Origin of the sequence: Ralstonia sp. UBA689 (assembly GCF_002298975.1) — a bacterium.
Taxonomy (GTDB): domain Bacteria; phylum Pseudomonadota; class Gammaproteobacteria; order Burkholderiales; family Burkholderiaceae; genus Ralstonia.
The window spans coordinates 119,503-136,474 of the sequence record NZ_DBMV01000021.1 but is presented as its reverse complement, the minus strand read 5'-3'; the positions used below and the strand labels follow the sequence as shown (position 1 = coordinate 136,474).

The 16,972-nt window shown below is 62.1% G+C and carries 11 protein-coding genes; all 11 read right to left on the bottom strand.

The window, feature by feature from the left end; genetic code table 11:
- Nucleotides 1–11: 11 nt before the first annotated feature.
- The 11 genes from tssG to B4F51_RS09355 all read right to left on the bottom strand — a co-directional run bounded on the left by tssG (nucleotide 12) and on the right by B4F51_RS09355 (nucleotide 16,950).
- The gene (gene tssG, locus B4F51_RS09405; protein WP_296224973.1) at nucleotides 12–1,100 is read right to left on the bottom strand and encodes a type VI secretion system baseplate subunit TssG; all 1,089 of its coding nucleotides are present in this window, start codon (nucleotides 1,098–1,100) and stop codon (nucleotides 12–14) included.
- Nucleotides 1,097–2,911, bottom strand: a complete 1,815-nt coding sequence (gene tssF, locus B4F51_RS09400; RefSeq protein WP_296224972.1) for a type VI secretion system baseplate subunit TssF — start codon at nucleotides 2,909–2,911, stop codon at nucleotides 1,097–1,099. Before tssF ends, tssG begins: the two co-directional genes overlap by 4 nt.
- A 17-nt stretch (nucleotides 2,912–2,928) precedes the next feature.
- Nucleotides 2,929–4,509 carry a type VI secretion system protein TssA gene (tssA, locus tag B4F51_RS09395; protein ID WP_296224971.1) on the bottom strand — a complete coding sequence of 527 codons (1,581 nt, stop codon included), beginning with the start codon at nucleotides 4,507–4,509 and terminating at the stop codon, nucleotides 2,929–2,931.
- A complete protein-coding gene (locus B4F51_RS09390; RefSeq protein ID WP_296224970.1) occupies nucleotides 4,509–7,982 on the bottom strand; it encodes an ImcF-related family protein in 3,474 nt (1,157 codons plus the stop codon). The genes tssA and B4F51_RS09390 overlap by 1 nt, the downstream gene beginning before the upstream one ends.
- On the bottom strand, nucleotides 7,979–9,175 hold the full coding sequence (locus B4F51_RS09385; protein WP_296224969.1) for a hypothetical protein: 1,197 nt from the start codon (nucleotides 9,173–9,175) through the stop codon (nucleotides 7,979–7,981). Before B4F51_RS09385 ends, B4F51_RS09390 begins: the two co-directional genes overlap by 4 nt.
- A gap of 87 nt (nucleotides 9,176–9,262) precedes the next feature.
- Nucleotides 9,263–9,520, bottom strand: a complete 258-nt coding sequence (locus tag B4F51_RS09380) for a PAAR domain-containing protein (protein ID WP_296225339.1) — start codon at nucleotides 9,518–9,520, stop codon at nucleotides 9,263–9,265.
- Nucleotides 9,521–9,577: 57 nt separating this feature from the next.
- Entirely contained in the window at nucleotides 9,578–11,845 is a 2,268-nt protein-coding gene (locus B4F51_RS09375) for a phospholipase effector Tle1 domain-containing protein (RefSeq protein ID WP_296224968.1), read from the bottom strand.
- On the bottom strand, nucleotides 11,838–12,689 hold the full coding sequence (locus tag B4F51_RS09370; protein ID WP_414706727.1) for a DUF3304 domain-containing protein: 852 nt from the start codon (nucleotides 12,687–12,689) through the stop codon (nucleotides 11,838–11,840). Before B4F51_RS09370 ends, B4F51_RS09375 begins: the two co-directional genes overlap by 8 nt.
- Nucleotides 12,689–13,555, bottom strand: coding sequence for a DUF3304 domain-containing protein (locus B4F51_RS09365; protein ID WP_296224967.1), 867 nt, complete (start codon nucleotides 13,553–13,555; stop codon nucleotides 12,689–12,691). Before B4F51_RS09365 ends, B4F51_RS09370 begins: the two co-directional genes overlap by 1 nt.
- Nucleotides 13,555–14,535: a DUF4123 domain-containing protein gene (locus B4F51_RS09360; RefSeq protein WP_296224966.1), complete on the bottom strand. Its 981-nt coding sequence runs from the start codon at nucleotides 14,533–14,535 to the stop codon at nucleotides 13,555–13,557. Before B4F51_RS09360 ends, B4F51_RS09365 begins: the two co-directional genes overlap by 1 nt.
- A 63-nt stretch (nucleotides 14,536–14,598) precedes the next feature.
- Complete coding sequence (locus B4F51_RS09355) at nucleotides 14,599–16,950, bottom strand: type VI secretion system Vgr family protein (protein ID WP_296224965.1); 2,352 nt, start codon at nucleotides 16,948–16,950, stop codon at nucleotides 14,599–14,601.
- Nucleotides 16,951–16,972 lie beyond the last annotated feature (22 nt).

The following is a 16,972-nucleotide window of genomic DNA, read 5'->3' as shown; positions in this document are numbered from 1 at the left end:
AAGATTCCTGATCAAGCTGGTCGTGTCAGATGCGGATTGGGCGCAGGCGTTGGAAAAGCTTCATACGTGCCGAGCACGACGTGAATCATGTGGTCCTCGTCGGACGGCAGCACGGTGGTCCAGCCCAGGCGTGGCGCGGGACTGCCGTCGGCCTGGCCAATGGCCGGCACGGGCGCGAGCCGCGACGACATCGTCATGCGCAGGTGAACATCCGCCTTGACGCCCACGTACAGGCGGAGGAAGGCCATCAGATCGCGATGCAGCCAGGCCCCCGGCAAAAAAGCGTGCGCCTGCTGGGCGCTCACCGGACACAGCGTCACGCGCACGGCGCGGCTGCGGTAGGTAAGCCGCTGTCCCAGTACGTAGCCGCCGCCGAGCCCCTTGGCGGGGCCGCCAACGGCTGGCGGTCCGCTCGATGCGGTCAGCGGCTGGGGCGCCCCGGCGCTGGTGGTGACCGGCCAGAACTCGTCCACACGGACGTCCACACCCGGCGCGGCTAGCGCAATCACACCGGCCAAGCCCTCGGGCGTGCGGGTCTTCTGGATGAGCAGCCCCAACAGCGCCAGCATGCGCGAATCCGGCAAGCCGGCGCGCTTGGGCTTGTCACCCCAGCCGAAACCGGCCAGACAGAGCAGATTGCGCGAATGGGCGTCCGTACCGCCCGCACGGAAGCTCTCGGGATAGCGATACTTCTTCCACGCGCGATACAGCAGCGTGACGAAGCGGTGGTTGAACTGGTCCAGGAACGCTTCGACGGCCTCGTGCCCTTCCTCGCGCAGCACGATCTCGTCGATCATGTGCGATGGCATCGCCGCATCGACGCCATATAGGCCCATAAAGGTCGTGCGCACGGTCGGCGGCGCATCGGGCCGTTCATCGTCGAACTCGACTCCGGCGATTTCGCCTGCCGGAAAACCTACACGCGGGCGCGGCCGAAAGCGCACCGGTTCGTGTTCGGGCGTGTCGCGCGTGCCGAACCCAGGAGCCTGAGGCTCACGACCTTCGAGCAGCCGGCAAAGCTGCATGAAGCTCATCTGCGGCGCCCGCCGCAGCAGCGAGGCCACCAGGGGCTCAAGATCGGGCCAGTCTGTGCGCTTCACAGCGGCATCCGTTGCGCCTTGCTGCGCGGCCACACCGTGCGCGTCTGCGACGGCAGGCTCACGATTGCAAGCTTGGTGAACAGGTTGATTTCGGCGTACAGCGCAAAGAACCGGTGCAGCAGTTCGCCAAACAGCATCACGTCGCCCTCGCCCGCGAAGGCGTGCGCATCGAGCGTCACCTCAATCAGCACGCCCCGCTCGACCGAGCCACCCGAGACCTCTTCCATTTGTTCCTGCGACACCCACAGGATGCCGGCCAGGCGCCGGCGGTTCAGTTCGTCGTTCCGCCAGTCGTAGAGCGCCAGTGCGCCGCGCAATACCTCGGCATCCATCAGGGAGAGGAAGTTCGGCGCGAGATGCGACAGGATGCGCCATTGGAACCGGTCTTCTGTGGGCGGATACAACGGCAGAGTCGGGGCAACGAGGTTGCGCACCCCGATGACGTTCGGCGTGCTCGCGGCCAGTTCGCTGAGACTGGCTTCCCGCAGCCCCTTGCGTGGCAGCATGCCGTTGGTGCCCGTCACCCGGAGGGAAACGCTCTCCTCCGGCAGATCCTCCATCGTCTCCCACGCGTGGCCGCCCAGAATCACCCAGGTCTCATGCAGGCCCGAGACTCCGGGACGCACGCGCGTATGGAAATACCGCTCGGGCGCCTCGTGCCGCAACATGCCGCCCCGGTGGCGGAAGGTGGCGAAGGGGACGTACTCGTAGCGCTCCGCAGTCTGATGATCGAACGATTCGATGGCGTCGACCGCATAGGTTTCCACATGCTCGCCACGGTGCCCGGCCGGTACCACACGGTATTCGGTCTCGTGGTGATGGATGACGATCGGTTCGGCGTCGAGTTCGAACAGGTTGATGACCGGCGCACAGAACAGCCGCACATTCTCAGCACTGAAGCGCTGATCCGACGGGTAGGCGGACTTGAGGACGATCTCCAGCTCGAAGCGGGTCGAGGTCGCGGGCAGCTTGGTGATGTCCAGCCCGCACAGGTCGACGAAAAGGAATTTCTCGCGAAACGTGAAATATTCCAGCAGCAACTGGTAGCCGGAGAACGCTGCCTCGGCCTTCGGCCACAGGCGTTCCTCCGTGGAGAAGCCTGCTGGCTCAAGGGTGACGCCAGACAACGGCTGCGCTTCGCCATTGAGCACTTCCGGGATCCGCCAGTTGATCGCCTCAACCTGGCGTGTGAGTGCCAGATGCATGGCAAACGCCGTCGGCAGATCGGCATTCAGGTACAGGCGCAATCTCGACAGATCCGTCTCCGTGCGGCGCGCCGACCCTTGCAGCATAAAACCAAGCCGAATCACCGAGCGGCCATCATGGCGCACGGTGGGCCCGGCATGGGTGATCGACACCGGTTGCAGCGTCACCGCCTGGGTGGTCCGGTACAGGCACTGCACGGTTCGGGGTGCCGAGCCTTCCGCGCCCGAGGCTTGCGGCAAGGTGATCGGCGCTGAGCGCACGGGCACGCCTGCGGGAACCTCTTCGGTCTTTTGGAGCTTTTCCGCCAGCGGTATCAGCTCGACCACCGAGAGCGACGGGATCATCCGCAGGTAATGCGGCCACAGCAGGCTCACCAGCCCTTCGGTGAGTTCCGGCAGCTCGTCGTCGAGCTTCTGTTGCAGCCTGCCGGTCAGGAACGCGAAGCCCTCGAACAGGCGTTCGACGTAGGGGTCGCGATCGCCCACGCGGTCCAGGTTGAGCAGGCGTGCGCGGTCGGGATGCGCCTGCGCGAATTCTCGGCCGGACTCACGCAGGTAGCGCATCTCGGCTTCGTAGTAGCGCAGGATCGGATCGTCGTGTTCCATGAGTTTGTGTTGTGTTCTTATGCCAGCGACAAGGCACGTGCCGGATCGAGCACGGTCAGCTCGGCGTGGAGTTCCGCGATGCGCCGCGCCAGCGCGGGCTTGTCCGCCTCCTTGCGGTTGCTCATGGCCTTGAGCGAGCGGACCAGTTGGTGCTTGACCTCGAAGACGAGCGCCGGCTCCCAGCGCGTCAGGGGCAGCGAGCGGGCCGCCGTATCCAGCTCCACCAACAGCGCATGGGCTGCGTCCGGGCGTCCGGCGTGATCGGCCAGACGCGCCATGACCAGGCGTTGCAGATAGCGGTGGCGGTCGGTCTTCAGGCCGGGCAAGGCTTCGAGCCAGGCAAAGGCGGCTTCCACACCCTCGCGCCCGGCCAGATCCCGCGCTTGCGCTTCGATCTCCGGCCAGTCCCCAGCGGCATCACCGGCGCTTTCCGCGGACACGGGCAACGGCGCCACGCTCTCCCCGGCTTCGAGGTTGCGCACCACGGCGTGTCGCGCAACCCATTCGAGCGTGGTGTCATCGGCAAACGGCGTGCCGTCGCTGAAAGCCAACCGCTCGATCCCTGGCAGACGTTCCAGGAACAGCGCCACATCGGCGCGCAGGAGCTCCCGCCACGCGTTGTTCGGCGCACCAACATGGTCGAGTGCGACGTGCTGGAAATACTGCAGATCAAACCACAGGTGGTTGACGCCCTCCATGAAGGCGCCTTCGACACGCTCGAGCAGTTCGTGCCATTGCTTCTGTAGCACGAGCCGCTTCATCTGCTGGCGCAGTTCGCCACGCGGCGGCGCCAAGCGTGTGCGGGCGGCGGCGTCCGCCGGCGGCACCTCGTGCAAGGTGTCCCAGCGTACGCTGCGTACAAGCCGTACCGAGGGCAGGTAACCGCTCTCCTGATCACGCAACCACGTGGCCATCGCGCGCGCCTGATCGAGCAGATCGCGCGTGGAAGCGATCGTGCCGGAGGAAGCCGGCACTGCGGTGGGCGATGCCAGCATACTGGCATCCGGCTGCGCACTGCGGGGCGGCGGTTCCTTGCGCTCGAAGCGGGAGACCAGGGGTTGCAGGTTGGGCCGGGCCGCTTCCGGCCATGTTGCGGTGCGCGTCAGCAGCACATCCAGCGCCGCTAGCGCACGCTCGAGGTCCGCAGGCGCGAACTCGCCGCGCGCCTCCAGCAGTTCGATGACGCGCGTCGTGGCGAGCATCTCCAGCGCACCCCTCTTCGCTTCAGCGCGGGCGGGCAGCACGGCTTCACCGAATCGCTCGACCAAGGCGGCGGCCAGTTCAAGACCATCGGCCAGCCCTGCCGGTCCATCCAGCCGTAGCCGTGCCAGGGCATAGTAGCCGGCAAGGCGCAGATCCTTGCCGGTTTCCTTGAGTAGTTGTTCGCACGCCCGGGTAATGCGGCCATCATCGATCCCGGAGAGCTTGTTCGCCTCGTCCTTGAGCTCGAAGAATGCGTCTTCGTAGCCCGGATCGCGGCCAACGCCGGTTTCGCCAGCCAGCGGTTGCAGCCACGCTTGCCACGCATCCAGCCGCGTACGCACCAGTTGTTCGGCGTCGCGTGCCGGAAACAGGCTCTTGAACAATCCCGCCAGCATCACTGCACCTCCGCCGACACGGCGCGCGGAGCCCCGGCGTTGATGGCGATGGGCTTCGGTCCTGCCTTCGCTGCCCCGGTCACAAAGATCCGCGCCGGCAGCGTGAAGCGCCGCAGTTGCAACACATCGAGGGGCCCTGCCCCCGCTTCGCTGCGCAGCTGCACACGCAGCGCGATGGCTTGGCTCATATCGGGCGTCCAGGTCACCAGGTAACGTGCGTTGTCCTGTTGGGAGACCTTGGCGCGCTCCAGCAGCCGGATCAGCCCAAACCGCCCTTGCGCGTCCAGTGCCGAGCGCAGTCCGCCCTGCTCGGTCTGCCATTCGATGTGGGAGAGGTTCTCAAGCGTCTGGCCCGGCCACTCGAACGGCACCCACTCCTCCTTCTGATTGAAATAGTGCAGTTCTCGCCCCGAGAACACGTATCGCGTATCCGTGACACCGGAGGCGGGAACCGCGCGCAGATCAAAGCGCAGATGGGCGTCCCCCGATGGGAACAGCACCGTCGCCACCCGGGTGAGCCGATTGAGCCCGTCCAGGAACGCCGGGTCGAGCGCGAGGGCGCCGTGGTTGGCGCCTTGCGCGGCGACCCAGCGGTCACCCTGGCGTTCGACGACACCCGCCAGTTGTGTCGTGACGAACTGCGTCAGGACGCCGATGTCGGGGCGCATGAAGCGCGCCATCTCGGGCAAGGAGGCGTCGTTATCGGAGTCTGCGAACGGATAGCGGCCCCCAAAGGCCTTGTTCCAGTCCGCCACAATGGAGGTGCGCCAGATCTCATTCAGGCTGGATGCGGCCGGCTGCACCACCACCTCCCAGGTCTGATCGAGTGGCGCCTGGAACAGCGCACCGAAACCCGCCCACTGTTCGCCCAGGCTCGCTGCCAGCCGGCTCGCGTAGTCGCGACTGTCCGCGATGTCCGAGGTCTTGCCCTGCAGTACTGATTGCGCCGCGAGGCGCGACATGGCGTCGGCATCCGGACTCGACACCATTTGCTGGGCTTTGAGACGCATGGCGGTGACGCGCTCGAGATAGCGCGCGAGGCTTAGGTCGCCTGTCGCGGCGAGCTGCACGCCGGTCTTGCCGTTTGCCGGCGCACCCGACACGAGGTCGCTGCCGGTCAGGCGCAGGATCGGCCCGAATGCAGCGGCGAGCGGCGCCAACTGGGCTTGCGTCTGCTTCGAGGGGTCCTTCTCGCCGGCGCCGACGAGTTGCTGCGCCTTACCCAGCAGGGTGTCGGAGAGCGATTGCGTGGTGGCGCCCGCCCCGGCCTGATACACGATCGCATTCATCAGGGCGACCAATGGCGAGCGTTGCGGGTCACCCAGCAGCGTGAGCTGGTCAACGGTACCGGACAGGGTGGGCACGGTCTGCCAGCGCAGCCCATTGAGGAACAACGCCCACGCGCGGGTGTAGTCGTCAAAATACCGCTGGCGCAATTCGGCTTTGAGGGTCGAGGGTGCCTGGTTGGCCGTCTTGACGTCCGACAGCACCCAGTCGCCTGCAACATTGCGCTGCTCGCTGGCTTCATCGATTGCCTTGGCAATGCGTCCGTCCCATGCGGCGCGTGTGAACACGCCCGGGATGGCTGTGGTCGCGTCGAACAGGCCCCGGCTGGTGGTCTCGCCCAGAAGCATGGCAAGCGTGACGGGCGGGTATTTAGTCGCCTCCTCTAGGATCTGCTGGTAGAGCGCATCGCGGGAGTTCTGGATACCGCGCACACCGATGATGGTCTGGCGTGCCGCTGCGACGAGCCCGACGTCCGGGTCGATCGCGAGCGTTGTGCCGTCTTGCCCTGCGCTGTGTCCAAGGTGGGTTGCAAGGAATGCGATGGTGTGTTGCCGCAGGTCTTCCCAGGTGCCGGAGGAGACGGATGCATTGCCTGGGCGTGCGGGTACGGCGGTGGCCACGAGTTGCGGCGTCAGGAAGGCGGGGACGACCCGCTCCGGCTTGGCCAACATCAGATAGGCCTTGAGGGTGTCGTAGGCCGCCTGCACTTGCGTGCTGCCGGCGCTGGCGATCTGCGCATCGGTGGAAGAGCCAAGCTGGCGCAGGCGTTCCTCGAGCTTGCGGCGCATCGGGCCGACGAGAATGCGGCCGGCGGCGTTCGCATACCCGGGCCACAACGTGTCCAGCAAGGCAGTGTCGCGGTTCAGGCCGAATCGGGTGATCCACGGCGCGCCGTCGCGTTGACGGGTCTCCAGCGTTTCGATCTGTTTGTCGAGGCTGTCCAGCGTCAGCAGGGCCCGTGTACGGTCCTGCGTCACGGACAGGCCATTGAGCGTGTCCGCGGCGGTCTGTATCGTTGCCCGGTTCGTGAAGCCCGAAAGCATGGTGCCGACGATCCAGCAGCCGACAAGCGCGGTGATCCCCCAAGCCGCCGTGGACGACCACGAAAAGCCGACTCGACGGCCATAGACCTTGCGGCTATGCTCGGCAACGGTCTGCCAGACCGGGTGCTGGGGTGGAGGTACCAGTGGATTGTCTTCACCGTCCTCGCCAGGAACCGGCTGAACCGGGTCACGTGTCTTGCCCAGCGGCGCGAACAGCAGCCCATGCACGGCGTTGCGCCAGAAGCGCGACTGGGCGGTCTGCAACACCAGGCCCGACAACGCAGCGTGCAAGCCAGAGATGTGCTGTGAGAGTTCGGCGGGATAGCGGTCGAGAGGATTCTGCGTGAGGCGGACCACGCCCCCGTCCGCGAGGTTGTGTGCGAGATCCAGCAGCGACGCGTCGATCTGCTCGGCGTTCACGCGTGAATTGGCCCAGGTGAAACCGATGGTCTCGTCCGGGCCCGACGCGTTGCCGCTAAAGGTAGTTGCGTTGAGCAGGTACACGGGGGCGGCCCAGCCCAGCGCGCGGGCGTGACGGGCCAGCCGTTGAGCAAGGTTGTCCGGGTCGAATGGCGTATTGGGGGCGCTTCGATTGCGTGTGACCACCACGACTGCGTCGACCGGGCGACGGCGGCGCAGTCGTCGGATCTGAGCAAGCCAGTCGGTGTCGAGCGTATTGCCGGTCTGCTTCGCGTAGAGCAGGACGGTGTCGCCAGTGAGCATGTAGCCGGTCTCAGCCAGGCCAGGCGCTAGAAGCTTGATCAGCGGTTCGTCGCCGACGACGAGCACCCAGCGGTCGCGGTAACGCCAGCGCCAGCCGTGACGGTCCGCAAGCAAATGCTTGAGCGTCATGGCACGCGCCTGCTCTTCATTCCGGTGATCCACTGTCGATGCGGAAGACGGTCGATTGCCGTGCTTCAAGACCCACTGCTTCAAGGCATGCAATGCGACTGCTGGCCGCGACGAGTCACTGAAGCTGAACGCCAGCAGCAGTACCAGGAAAATGGCACACAAGACAACCAAAGCAAGCCCCCTGTTCTCGGGCGCCAGGCCAATCCAGTGCGGTCGATACCAAACGATCAAGCCTGGTATAACAACGAGGACTAGGGTGCCAAACAGGTCGAGTCGGAATTTCCGGTTCATGCGCCAGTACTCGATTTCATTGATTCGTTGTGCGCAGCGACGACGACCGCCGCTACCGTATGGTCAAAGTGATGCTGAACGATAAGCTGACTCGCCGCAGACTGATTCGTCCAGTGGACCGCGCACGCCGCTGCGAGCCATCCCGCCGACGGCCCTGTGTGCCCCACCGTCAGATCGAGATCGCACGCCTTGCTCTCGATTTCCTGTCCGGAGGTGGTGCCAGCTTGGCTCAGTGCCGAATTGAGGGGACCACCGGACTCACCATCGAATCCAGTCGTCCACACGTTTTCCAGCGACTTCGGCTCAGCGCCACCCCAACGAAGTGCATTGGTCAGGGCATGGTCCACTCGATCGTTATCCGCCCGCACCGGCCGATGGATGGCAGCAATCGGAGCCAGTTTGTATTCGCGACGAAGGGCCGTTGACGCCAATAGCAAGCCCACACCGGCCTCTGCCGTCCCTTCCAACGGAGTGCCCTCGATTACTTGGCTCAGAGACACCGAAATCAGGAGCAGTGCGGTTTTGCTGAGTAAGTTGACTCGGTCATCGAGCCATGCATCCAGGGCCATCGTGTCAAGTTGCTCAGCCGCTCGTTCGGCGTGGGCGATCCGCATATCAAGCCCCGTCCATCTTCCCTGCCATATCGCAACCGGATCAACGCCACCACGGTATCCCGAGAGATCAATCACCACACGAAGTGGCAGGTCCGGCGGCAAAGCGCCAATCGCATCGCTCAGATCCTTCAACAAACAACCGTAGAGCCAGTCCAGAATGAACTCATGCCGCTCTGCGTCATCGCTTGCCAACCGCGCCTCAACAGGTTGTAGCCAGCGAGTGACAATGGATTCGTTCTCCTCGTGCGGAGAAGCTTGCGCTGCCGGCATCAAGCTACGATCCATGATGTGCTGGACGTCATTCTCAGCGTCGTTTTCCGTCACGCGAATTGCGGCGCCAAGCACCAGCACGGGGATGCTTTCTCGTGCGAACGCTTGCGTGTTGTGTCGCTCGCGTGCGTCATTCCAGGCCTGGGCATCAAGACGACGGCCTTCGTACACGCTGTAGCGCCGCGAGACCACAAACGCCGCAATGCCCGATGGAAATAGCGTGACACACGTCCAAAACCAAGCCCCGTTTGTCGGCTCACCTGCCGGCCAGAGCATCAGCACGGCCAGAATGGCAAGCAGCGTGATCACGAAAAACACCACCGTCCATACAAACCGGGACGGTGGCTCAGGAGGCCGCTCCTCGGGGGGCAGCTTCGAAAAGTCCAGCGCCATCGGTCAGCGGCGGCCGCTATTGGGCAGTGAGGAAATCAGATGGCAGCCGCACTCGCACCGATCGCCATCCTGGGCGATCTCGATTCCGTTGTCGAACGCTCCAGATGTCGCCGTCGCGATTCGGTTGTCGCTATGCTTGGGACACGTGACCGGGTCAAAGAGGCGCGCAACGGCACGCTCCATGAAAATGCACGTGGGCGAGCCCGCCACCACCACGCCGCCACCCGTATGGCGGTCACCTACCCGAATAATTCCTGGCATTTCCGATTCGTCCAAAATCTTAAGCTGCGGTCCAGTACGGCAATCCCACGACGTCGGCTAGCGAGGGGTCGTCGCTCGTCCGTTACTCTCCTGCCACTGCTTGTGCTGCTTCTCGATCCGGTCAGCAAGCGCATCATCTGCCCGTCTCTGCTTATCTTCCTTGCCGAAGTTTGTCGTGCCGAAGGTATCCTTTTCGCGTGTTCTGAAATACAAGGTCGGCGCGAGCACGTGATCCTGCCAACTCGTCAACAGGGTGTCGTGCACAAGCATGTCAAAAAGCGCCATGACCTGATCAGACAAGGGGTTGCGTCCTTCTGCGCCTGCCTGCCACGCCTTGACAAGCTCAATTTGTTCACCGGTCAGATCCACATGCTGGACATGCGCCGGAGCAAAAATGATCGGCGTATAGGTTGGCTTCCGGTTGAAGGAATAGACAGACTTCTCGCGCTGTTCCGCTTCGTATTCGGGCTCCATCTTTTTCCAGCGGGCTGTCATGTCGGCCGCCTCATGATCGAGACGCTGCCAAACGCTGGAAAAGTCTTGCTTTGGCGCTGTGGCAATCAACGCTTGGTATCGCCGTTGTGCGGCATCGCTTTGCGCCTTCAGTTGAAGCAGCGTGGCCTGATCCTGCGGGCTTCGAGATGACAGCATGCTCATGCTGACACCCTGCCGCTGCATTTCCAGATCAAGCGCCGACTTTGCCGCCCTGCGCTCCTGCTCCGCCGTCTTAATCTGTTGCTCCCAGTCGGCCATCGGGTCCGTAACAGAGCCTCGGAACTTGGGGTCTTGATAGCGCACGGCGATCCAGCGTAGGAAGACCTTTGAGTGCGCGACAAGATCGAGCCCCGACGCACGGGGCACGATGGTGCGATACCCATCGACCAATTCCTTGAGGCGGTAAGACTTGCCTTGATAGGTGATGGGCTGGGCGATCGAGAATTTGTCAAATGTCTTGTTCTTGTAGACATACAGATCCTCCATCGTGTCCATGGCAGTGCCCGCCTTGACCGCCTCGATCAGCATGTCGCGTAATGGCATGCGCATCAACTCGGCGTGAAAGCCGAGCGACCCGTTGGGCGCACCACCCACCACATCGGTGCTGGTGCCCGGGTAAAGAATCTGTTCGCCCCGTGTCTTTTCCAGACTATCCAGTCGCTGGTAGAAGCGCATCTCGTGAGCGGCGGCAAAGTGCACACAGCGCTTCACGCTGGCGGGCACCGCCATCTGCCGATCTTTATAGTTCGCCTTGATGGTTCCGAGGTATGGAATCATCCCAATCAGATTGCCCGTTTCTTCCGACATGATGGAAGACACGGCATCGAGCAAGCCCAGAAACTTGATCTGAATTTCCACACCCTCAATTGCCAGATCGGTGTCATCTTTGCGCTTGTATTTCTTTTCAAGATCATTGATGAAGGCGCGAGCGAGCACGCAGCCCCGGTCCGCACCAAATACCGAGACCTCGATCCGTCGGACCTTCGGCATCTGTGCCTTGACCGCCTTATAAGCTTCCTCAAACTGATCCTTGGCGGAGATCAGTCGGGTATCGACCCCGGTGCCAAAGTATTCCGCCATCACGGCGTTGTCGCGCACGATTGCGACGTTTTCAGCCACGATGCCTGTGAAAAGCTGGCGCGCCACGGTTTGCGCGACCTTCAGAGGATTCGTTTTGATGTCCTTCTTGACGTTGCGGTACAGCGCAACCCCGCCCGCCTTGGTGCGCTCCCAGATTCGCTCTGGTGAGGCGCCCAGGACATTGGTAATGCGGCGCGCCATTCGGGGGACGTTCTCGATGTCCTTGCGGAAATCTTGGTACGCTTGGGCGATCGGTCTGAAGGAAAAATCTTTGGCAGCATCCTGCCCCGCTTTCTTTACTCTTTTTGCGACATCAAGTTTCTCTGGCACTCCCTTGGCCCGCCCCACAGACTCGCCAACCGCCTTTGCGGTCTTTTGACCTTGCTTGGCACCGAGTTTGGCTGCCGCCACCGCCGCGTTGATCCACGCATTGGACTCCGCATCTTCGTTGAGCGGCGTGCCAAGGCCTGAGTAATAGAAGCGGAGCCAAAACTGATTGACTGGTCTGCGCTTATCCACCATGGTTCGATGCGCTTCCCACAGCCTGCAGATGTTGGAGTATTGCGAGCTGGTCTTGTCATCCACATCGCGGTGCCGTCCAAAAGCATCGAAGAAGAACCCCATGCGGATGGTGGCACCGCACGGCAGGCAATCCCCTCTTGGATAGTCCGATGCGCTATGTGCCATCAATGTCGTGTAGACATCCAGCGGCGTTGCATCGTCCGGATCGAGTTTGACTCGCTCATTCATCGTCGTTCTCCTTTACACGCGGCGGCGGCAGTAGGCCATCGGGAATGGCAGGCACGGGGACGGGCTTGAACTGGTTGCTCTTGAGTTCGGCCAGCACCTGCGATGACAGTGCCTGCATCGCTTGGCTGAACTGGCCTGGCGCGTCTTTGGCTCGCTGCAGCAGCTTCTGCACTTCCGGGTGGGCATCGAAGTGCTTGTTCACGAGCAGATTGAAATAGGTGTATTGCTGCAGATCCTCTTGGTTGACCAAGTGGTACTTGACCCACGCTCCCGCAATGACGCGAGCCACGCGCCGGAACGTTTGGTCTTCCCGCTCGTCATAGCGCTGATCCAACTGCGCTTGATACCGATCCATCCATTTGGACACCTCCACGATCGGCATACGCGTGTCACCCAGCATCTTTCCGGGGAACGCCATCTCCACATGGTGGTCGGGGTAGAAGTGCACATTCAGGATGCGGGTGCCAATCTTGTCCGGCACTGGCGACGGCGGCATCGTTACCTTGGCTTCGGCATGGAACTCTTGCTTATCGCCTTTGTGCCATTGGTCTACGTCGTAATACCCCCACCTCACCGTAAACTCGGTGCCTTTGAGCTTGTAGCAACAAGTGAAGCTTCCCTCCCCCGCCCCCGGTGGGTTGTCTCCACCTCCACCCGCTTTATTGCCGTAGGCATCCGTCACCGTGAAATCTTCGAGGTTGTAGGGTAGATAGTTGAACCCTTGCACTGAGATGCCACTGTAGACTGGCTCGGACTTGCCACACGCTCCCGTGCTGAGCAGCAGGCACATCACCGCAACGCGCAAAGGCCGTTTCCAATTCGGTCTTGTCACAGGCACCTCCATCACGCTGCTCCTTTGTGGGCATCGGCGTTCTCATTCGCACGCGGCGGCGGCAACAAGCCACCAGGTATGACAGGCACAGAGACGTGCTTGAACTGGTTGCTCTTGAGTTCGGCCAGCACCTGCGATGGCAGTGCCTGCATCGCTTGGCTGAACTGGCTTGGTTTACTTCTGGTGGCTCGCAAGATGCGCTGAACCTCGGGATGCGCGTCAAAGTGATCGTTGACCAGTAAATCGAAATACACGAACTGTTCGAAATCAGCTTGATCTGTCAAACGGTATTTCAGCCATGCAGACGCAAACGACCTTGAGATACGGCGATGCAATTCCGCCCAGTTATCGTCGTAGCGCTTGTCCAACTGCGCTTGATACCGATCCATCCATTTGGACACCTCCACGATCGGCATACGCGTGTCACCCAGCATCTTTCCGGGGAACGCCATCTCCACATGGTGGTCGGGGTAGAAGTGCACATTCAGGATGCGGGTGCCGATCTTGTCCGGCACTGGCGACGGCGGCATCGTTACCTTGGCTTCGGCATGCTGGATATGGGAATCCTCCATAGTCCATTGGTCGGCGTCGTAATAGCTCCATTTCACCGTGAACTCGGTGCCTTTGAGCTTGTAGCAACAAGTGAAGCTTCCCTCCCCCGCCCCCGGTGGGTTGTCTCCACCTCCACCCGCTTTATCGCCGTAGGCATCCGTCACCGTGAAATCTTCGAGGTTGTAGGGCAGATAGTTGAACCCTTGCACTGAGATGCCGCTGTAGACTGGCTCGGACTTGCCGCAAGCTCCCGTGCTGAGCAGCAGGCACATCGCCGCAACGCGCAAAGGCCATTTCCAATTCGGTTTTGTCACAGGCACCTTCATCACGCTGCTCCTTTGTGGGCATCGTCCCGCGTGTTCTCGATAGCGTTCCACACGTCCTCACCAATTTGAGCAAGCGCATCTGTCAAAGCCAGCTCACCGCGCGCAACGCGCTGTAGCAGCGCCTGAACAGCGGGATGCTCATCGAATCGTGCACCGACCAACACACCCATCGAAATGTATCGTTGCAGGTCACCCTCTCCTCCAATCCGATACATCGCGGCCCGTTCGAGCTGCTCACTGACCTTTTGCTGCAGATCATGCGCGGAGACATGATCAAGCGCAGCGCCGCACGTGTCGCGCAACTGCAATGCAATCTTGTCGGCATATCCAAGCTCAAGTAACCGTTGATGTTGTCTTTCAGTCAAAGACAAACGCTCTTGCAACGCCGGGCAGTCGGGTGACGCCGCATTTCTCCACGTTACATCCGCCAAGGACCGGTCTCGGTACCAAATTTCCGAACATGGAGCGATAAACTGCCGGGCCTCCGCATCTGACCAGACATGCTTGAGGCGTGCGAGAACTCGGTTATCGTAGAAATGCAGATAGAACGCGCGGCGATCCGGCAATTCATACATTGCGAATCGACGATAGTGCGCTTCAAGTTCATCAAGCGCATACGGCGACCATAACCAAGTCAACGCGTATGATTCGGAAACTTCTCGCCAGAATCGCCTCGCCAGCCGGCGCTGAAGACTGCTCTCGTTTTCGAGTTCGCGCCGGTCAATCGCGATGAGATACGGTGCAATATCCGCATACGATTCGATGGCCGACCCCTCCCAGAGAGAAGCAAACTGCAAATTTGGCACCTGCTCGAGTAGCTTGTCCGTGCCGGGACTTGCCCTACCGTCGACCAGCAAATACAAAAATTCAGGCGCATCATCGTGGGAACGCACGCCGAAAGTATTGAGTAGCCCGCTTAACCATAATTGCCAGTCCATATCGGGATGGCTCACGGCAGATTGCGCTTCAAATATCTCCATCGCTTCGCCCTCAACTAGCAGCCGAAGCGAGCGCCGGAATCGAGACGGCGAGAGTGATCGTGGTCATGCAACCTCCGTCATCGATTCGGCACCGCTATGCGCACTCAGCAAACACTCTTTGCATGTACCGATCGGCATCGCCGGCAAGGGGAGCGATAGATTTCCTGGGCCCGTCCAGTTGAAACTGCCACACTTGAGCGTGATGTCTCCCGGGCACCCGAGTTCGATATTGCCGCCCTCGATCTTGATGTAGGCCCCGCCGCTCGATAGCGTCAGCGCCCCTTTGGACACAGCCGTGATGGCCCCATCGACGCTGGTGAACTGCATGTTCTTCGAGGCAGCAAGAGACATCGCACCGGTGCGCGCCTGCATCACGATATCCTGCTTCGCCGCCGTGAAATGCATACCCTGAGCCTGCGCAAACAGCGCCACTTTCCGGCCCGCGGCTACGGTGAAGCTGTGCATGGTCCCGATGTCGACATTGCCGCCAGCAGTGGCAATCAGGTTCTGGTCGGCATTGACCTGCAGGTGTTCGCCCGACGTGAGCCCGATGCCCGAGGGTGCGCTCATAAGGATCGCAGCGCGCTTCAGGCCGTCCAGCGTCTGCTCATACAGCGCCTTTTGCTGCTTCAATTCCGCAACGACGCCCTCAGCGGCCCGCACAGCCTCGGAAAGTGATTCCATACGCTCGATGGCGCGCTGCAGCTGCTCCCGCGCGCCCTTCATGTCGAGCTGACTCCCTGACGCCCCTGTTTGACCTTCTACGCTCAGCAGCATGCCCTTGGAGGCACGCGTGGCGAGGTGCCCATCGGTGCGCAGCTCCGCGCCCTGTCCTCGCTCCTTACGATTGCCATCCACCATGTGGCCCAGATTCAATTCACTGGTCTGGAACGGCGTAGTCAGGTGAATGTGCTCAACCCCCTCCTTGTCCTCCATCCGCAGTTCGTTCTGCGCGGCGGTGCGGATGAGGTTGCGCGTATGGTTCAGGTTGTTGACTAGGTCCGGATGCAGGCTGTCGTGCATCGCCCCAATGATCACGGGTCTATTCGGGTCGCCATTCGTATGGATGACGGCCACTTCCGCGCTGTCAATCAGCGGGAAATGCTGGCCATAGTTCTCGCCGCTGTAGGGCTTGGCGAAACGCACCGGCCGGCTCGTGCCGCCCGGACTCCATTCGTCCAGATCGAACGGCAACTTGATCACGTACCAGCCCTGCTCGGTCAGGTAGGCGTATTTGTAGTTGCCCGGCGACGTGATGCGCGCCGGCAGGATGCCGTCAATCACTGGCCGTTGGATCGACGCCATCGGTGTGCGCCAGACGCGGTCGGCCGGAATCGCCTCAAACGTCATCCAGTACGATTCGCTGCGCCCGCCATGCGACTCGACAGCCGTCATCAACAAACCATGCGGCGCGTCGGCGGGGTTCTGATCCAGGCTGACCATCTCCCCGGCCTCGACGCCGAAGGGATTGCCCGTCCCCTTGAACACCACCTGCTGCGCCAGGTATTCCTCGTGGCGCCGGCGGGCAATGCCCTTACCTTCCTCCGGCGTCTCGTAGTGTTCGCCCCAGCGGTAATCGACGCCCTCAGTCGTCTTGTCCTCGCGCGCCGCGTTTTCCTCGACCAGCAGCGACACGCCCGCCTGGCGATGGTTGTAGTCGTGCAGCCGGACAGCTTCCGGCACACGCTGCGTATAGCGCTCGAGCGTCTTGATCGTCTCCGCGCCCGCGCTCTCCAGCCCGGCGTCACGCCGGTGCGGCACGGTGCGCTGCTTGCGCGCATACGCATCGAGATCGTCCCCGAACACCACGACGGTTCGATCCTTCTTCTGCTCGAAGCGGAACCAGATCCCTTCCTCGGCGCACAGGCGCTGGATGAAAGCAAACGTCGTCTCGTGGTACTGCGTGATGTATTCGTGGCGCTTGTACTTCCCGCGCAACTGGAACTCGAAATCCACGCCCGCCCGGTAGCCATAATGCCGCAGCGTTTCGGTCACGATCTCCTCGACCGATTGCTTCTGGAACAGGCGGCTGGTGACACCCCGGTTCAGATCCGCGAGCTTCGGTTCGAGCCTCACCCGGTAGCGCGTCTCGTCCGCCGAGGTTCCCAGCTCATCGAACCGCGTGATGATGCCGTGGACGGTGTAGGCAGGGGGCTTCTTGCTGAACTTCTCCGCGTTCTCCCCGAACATCTTCCGCAAATAGGCCATGTTCGGGTCGATGGGGTCGATGGTGAACTTCGCGGGCCGGCCGACCACCTGGTCCATTGCGAGACTGGCGACAGGGCTCGTGAACTCGATGTCGTACCAGTACAGCTCGCTGATCGCATCACGCCCGGCGAACTTGAGGATAGAAAACGGGGCCGGATGCGGCGCCAGCTTCAGCTCATAGGCCTGCGAAGGCAACACCATCGACATAGATAAAACTCCCTACGCGTGA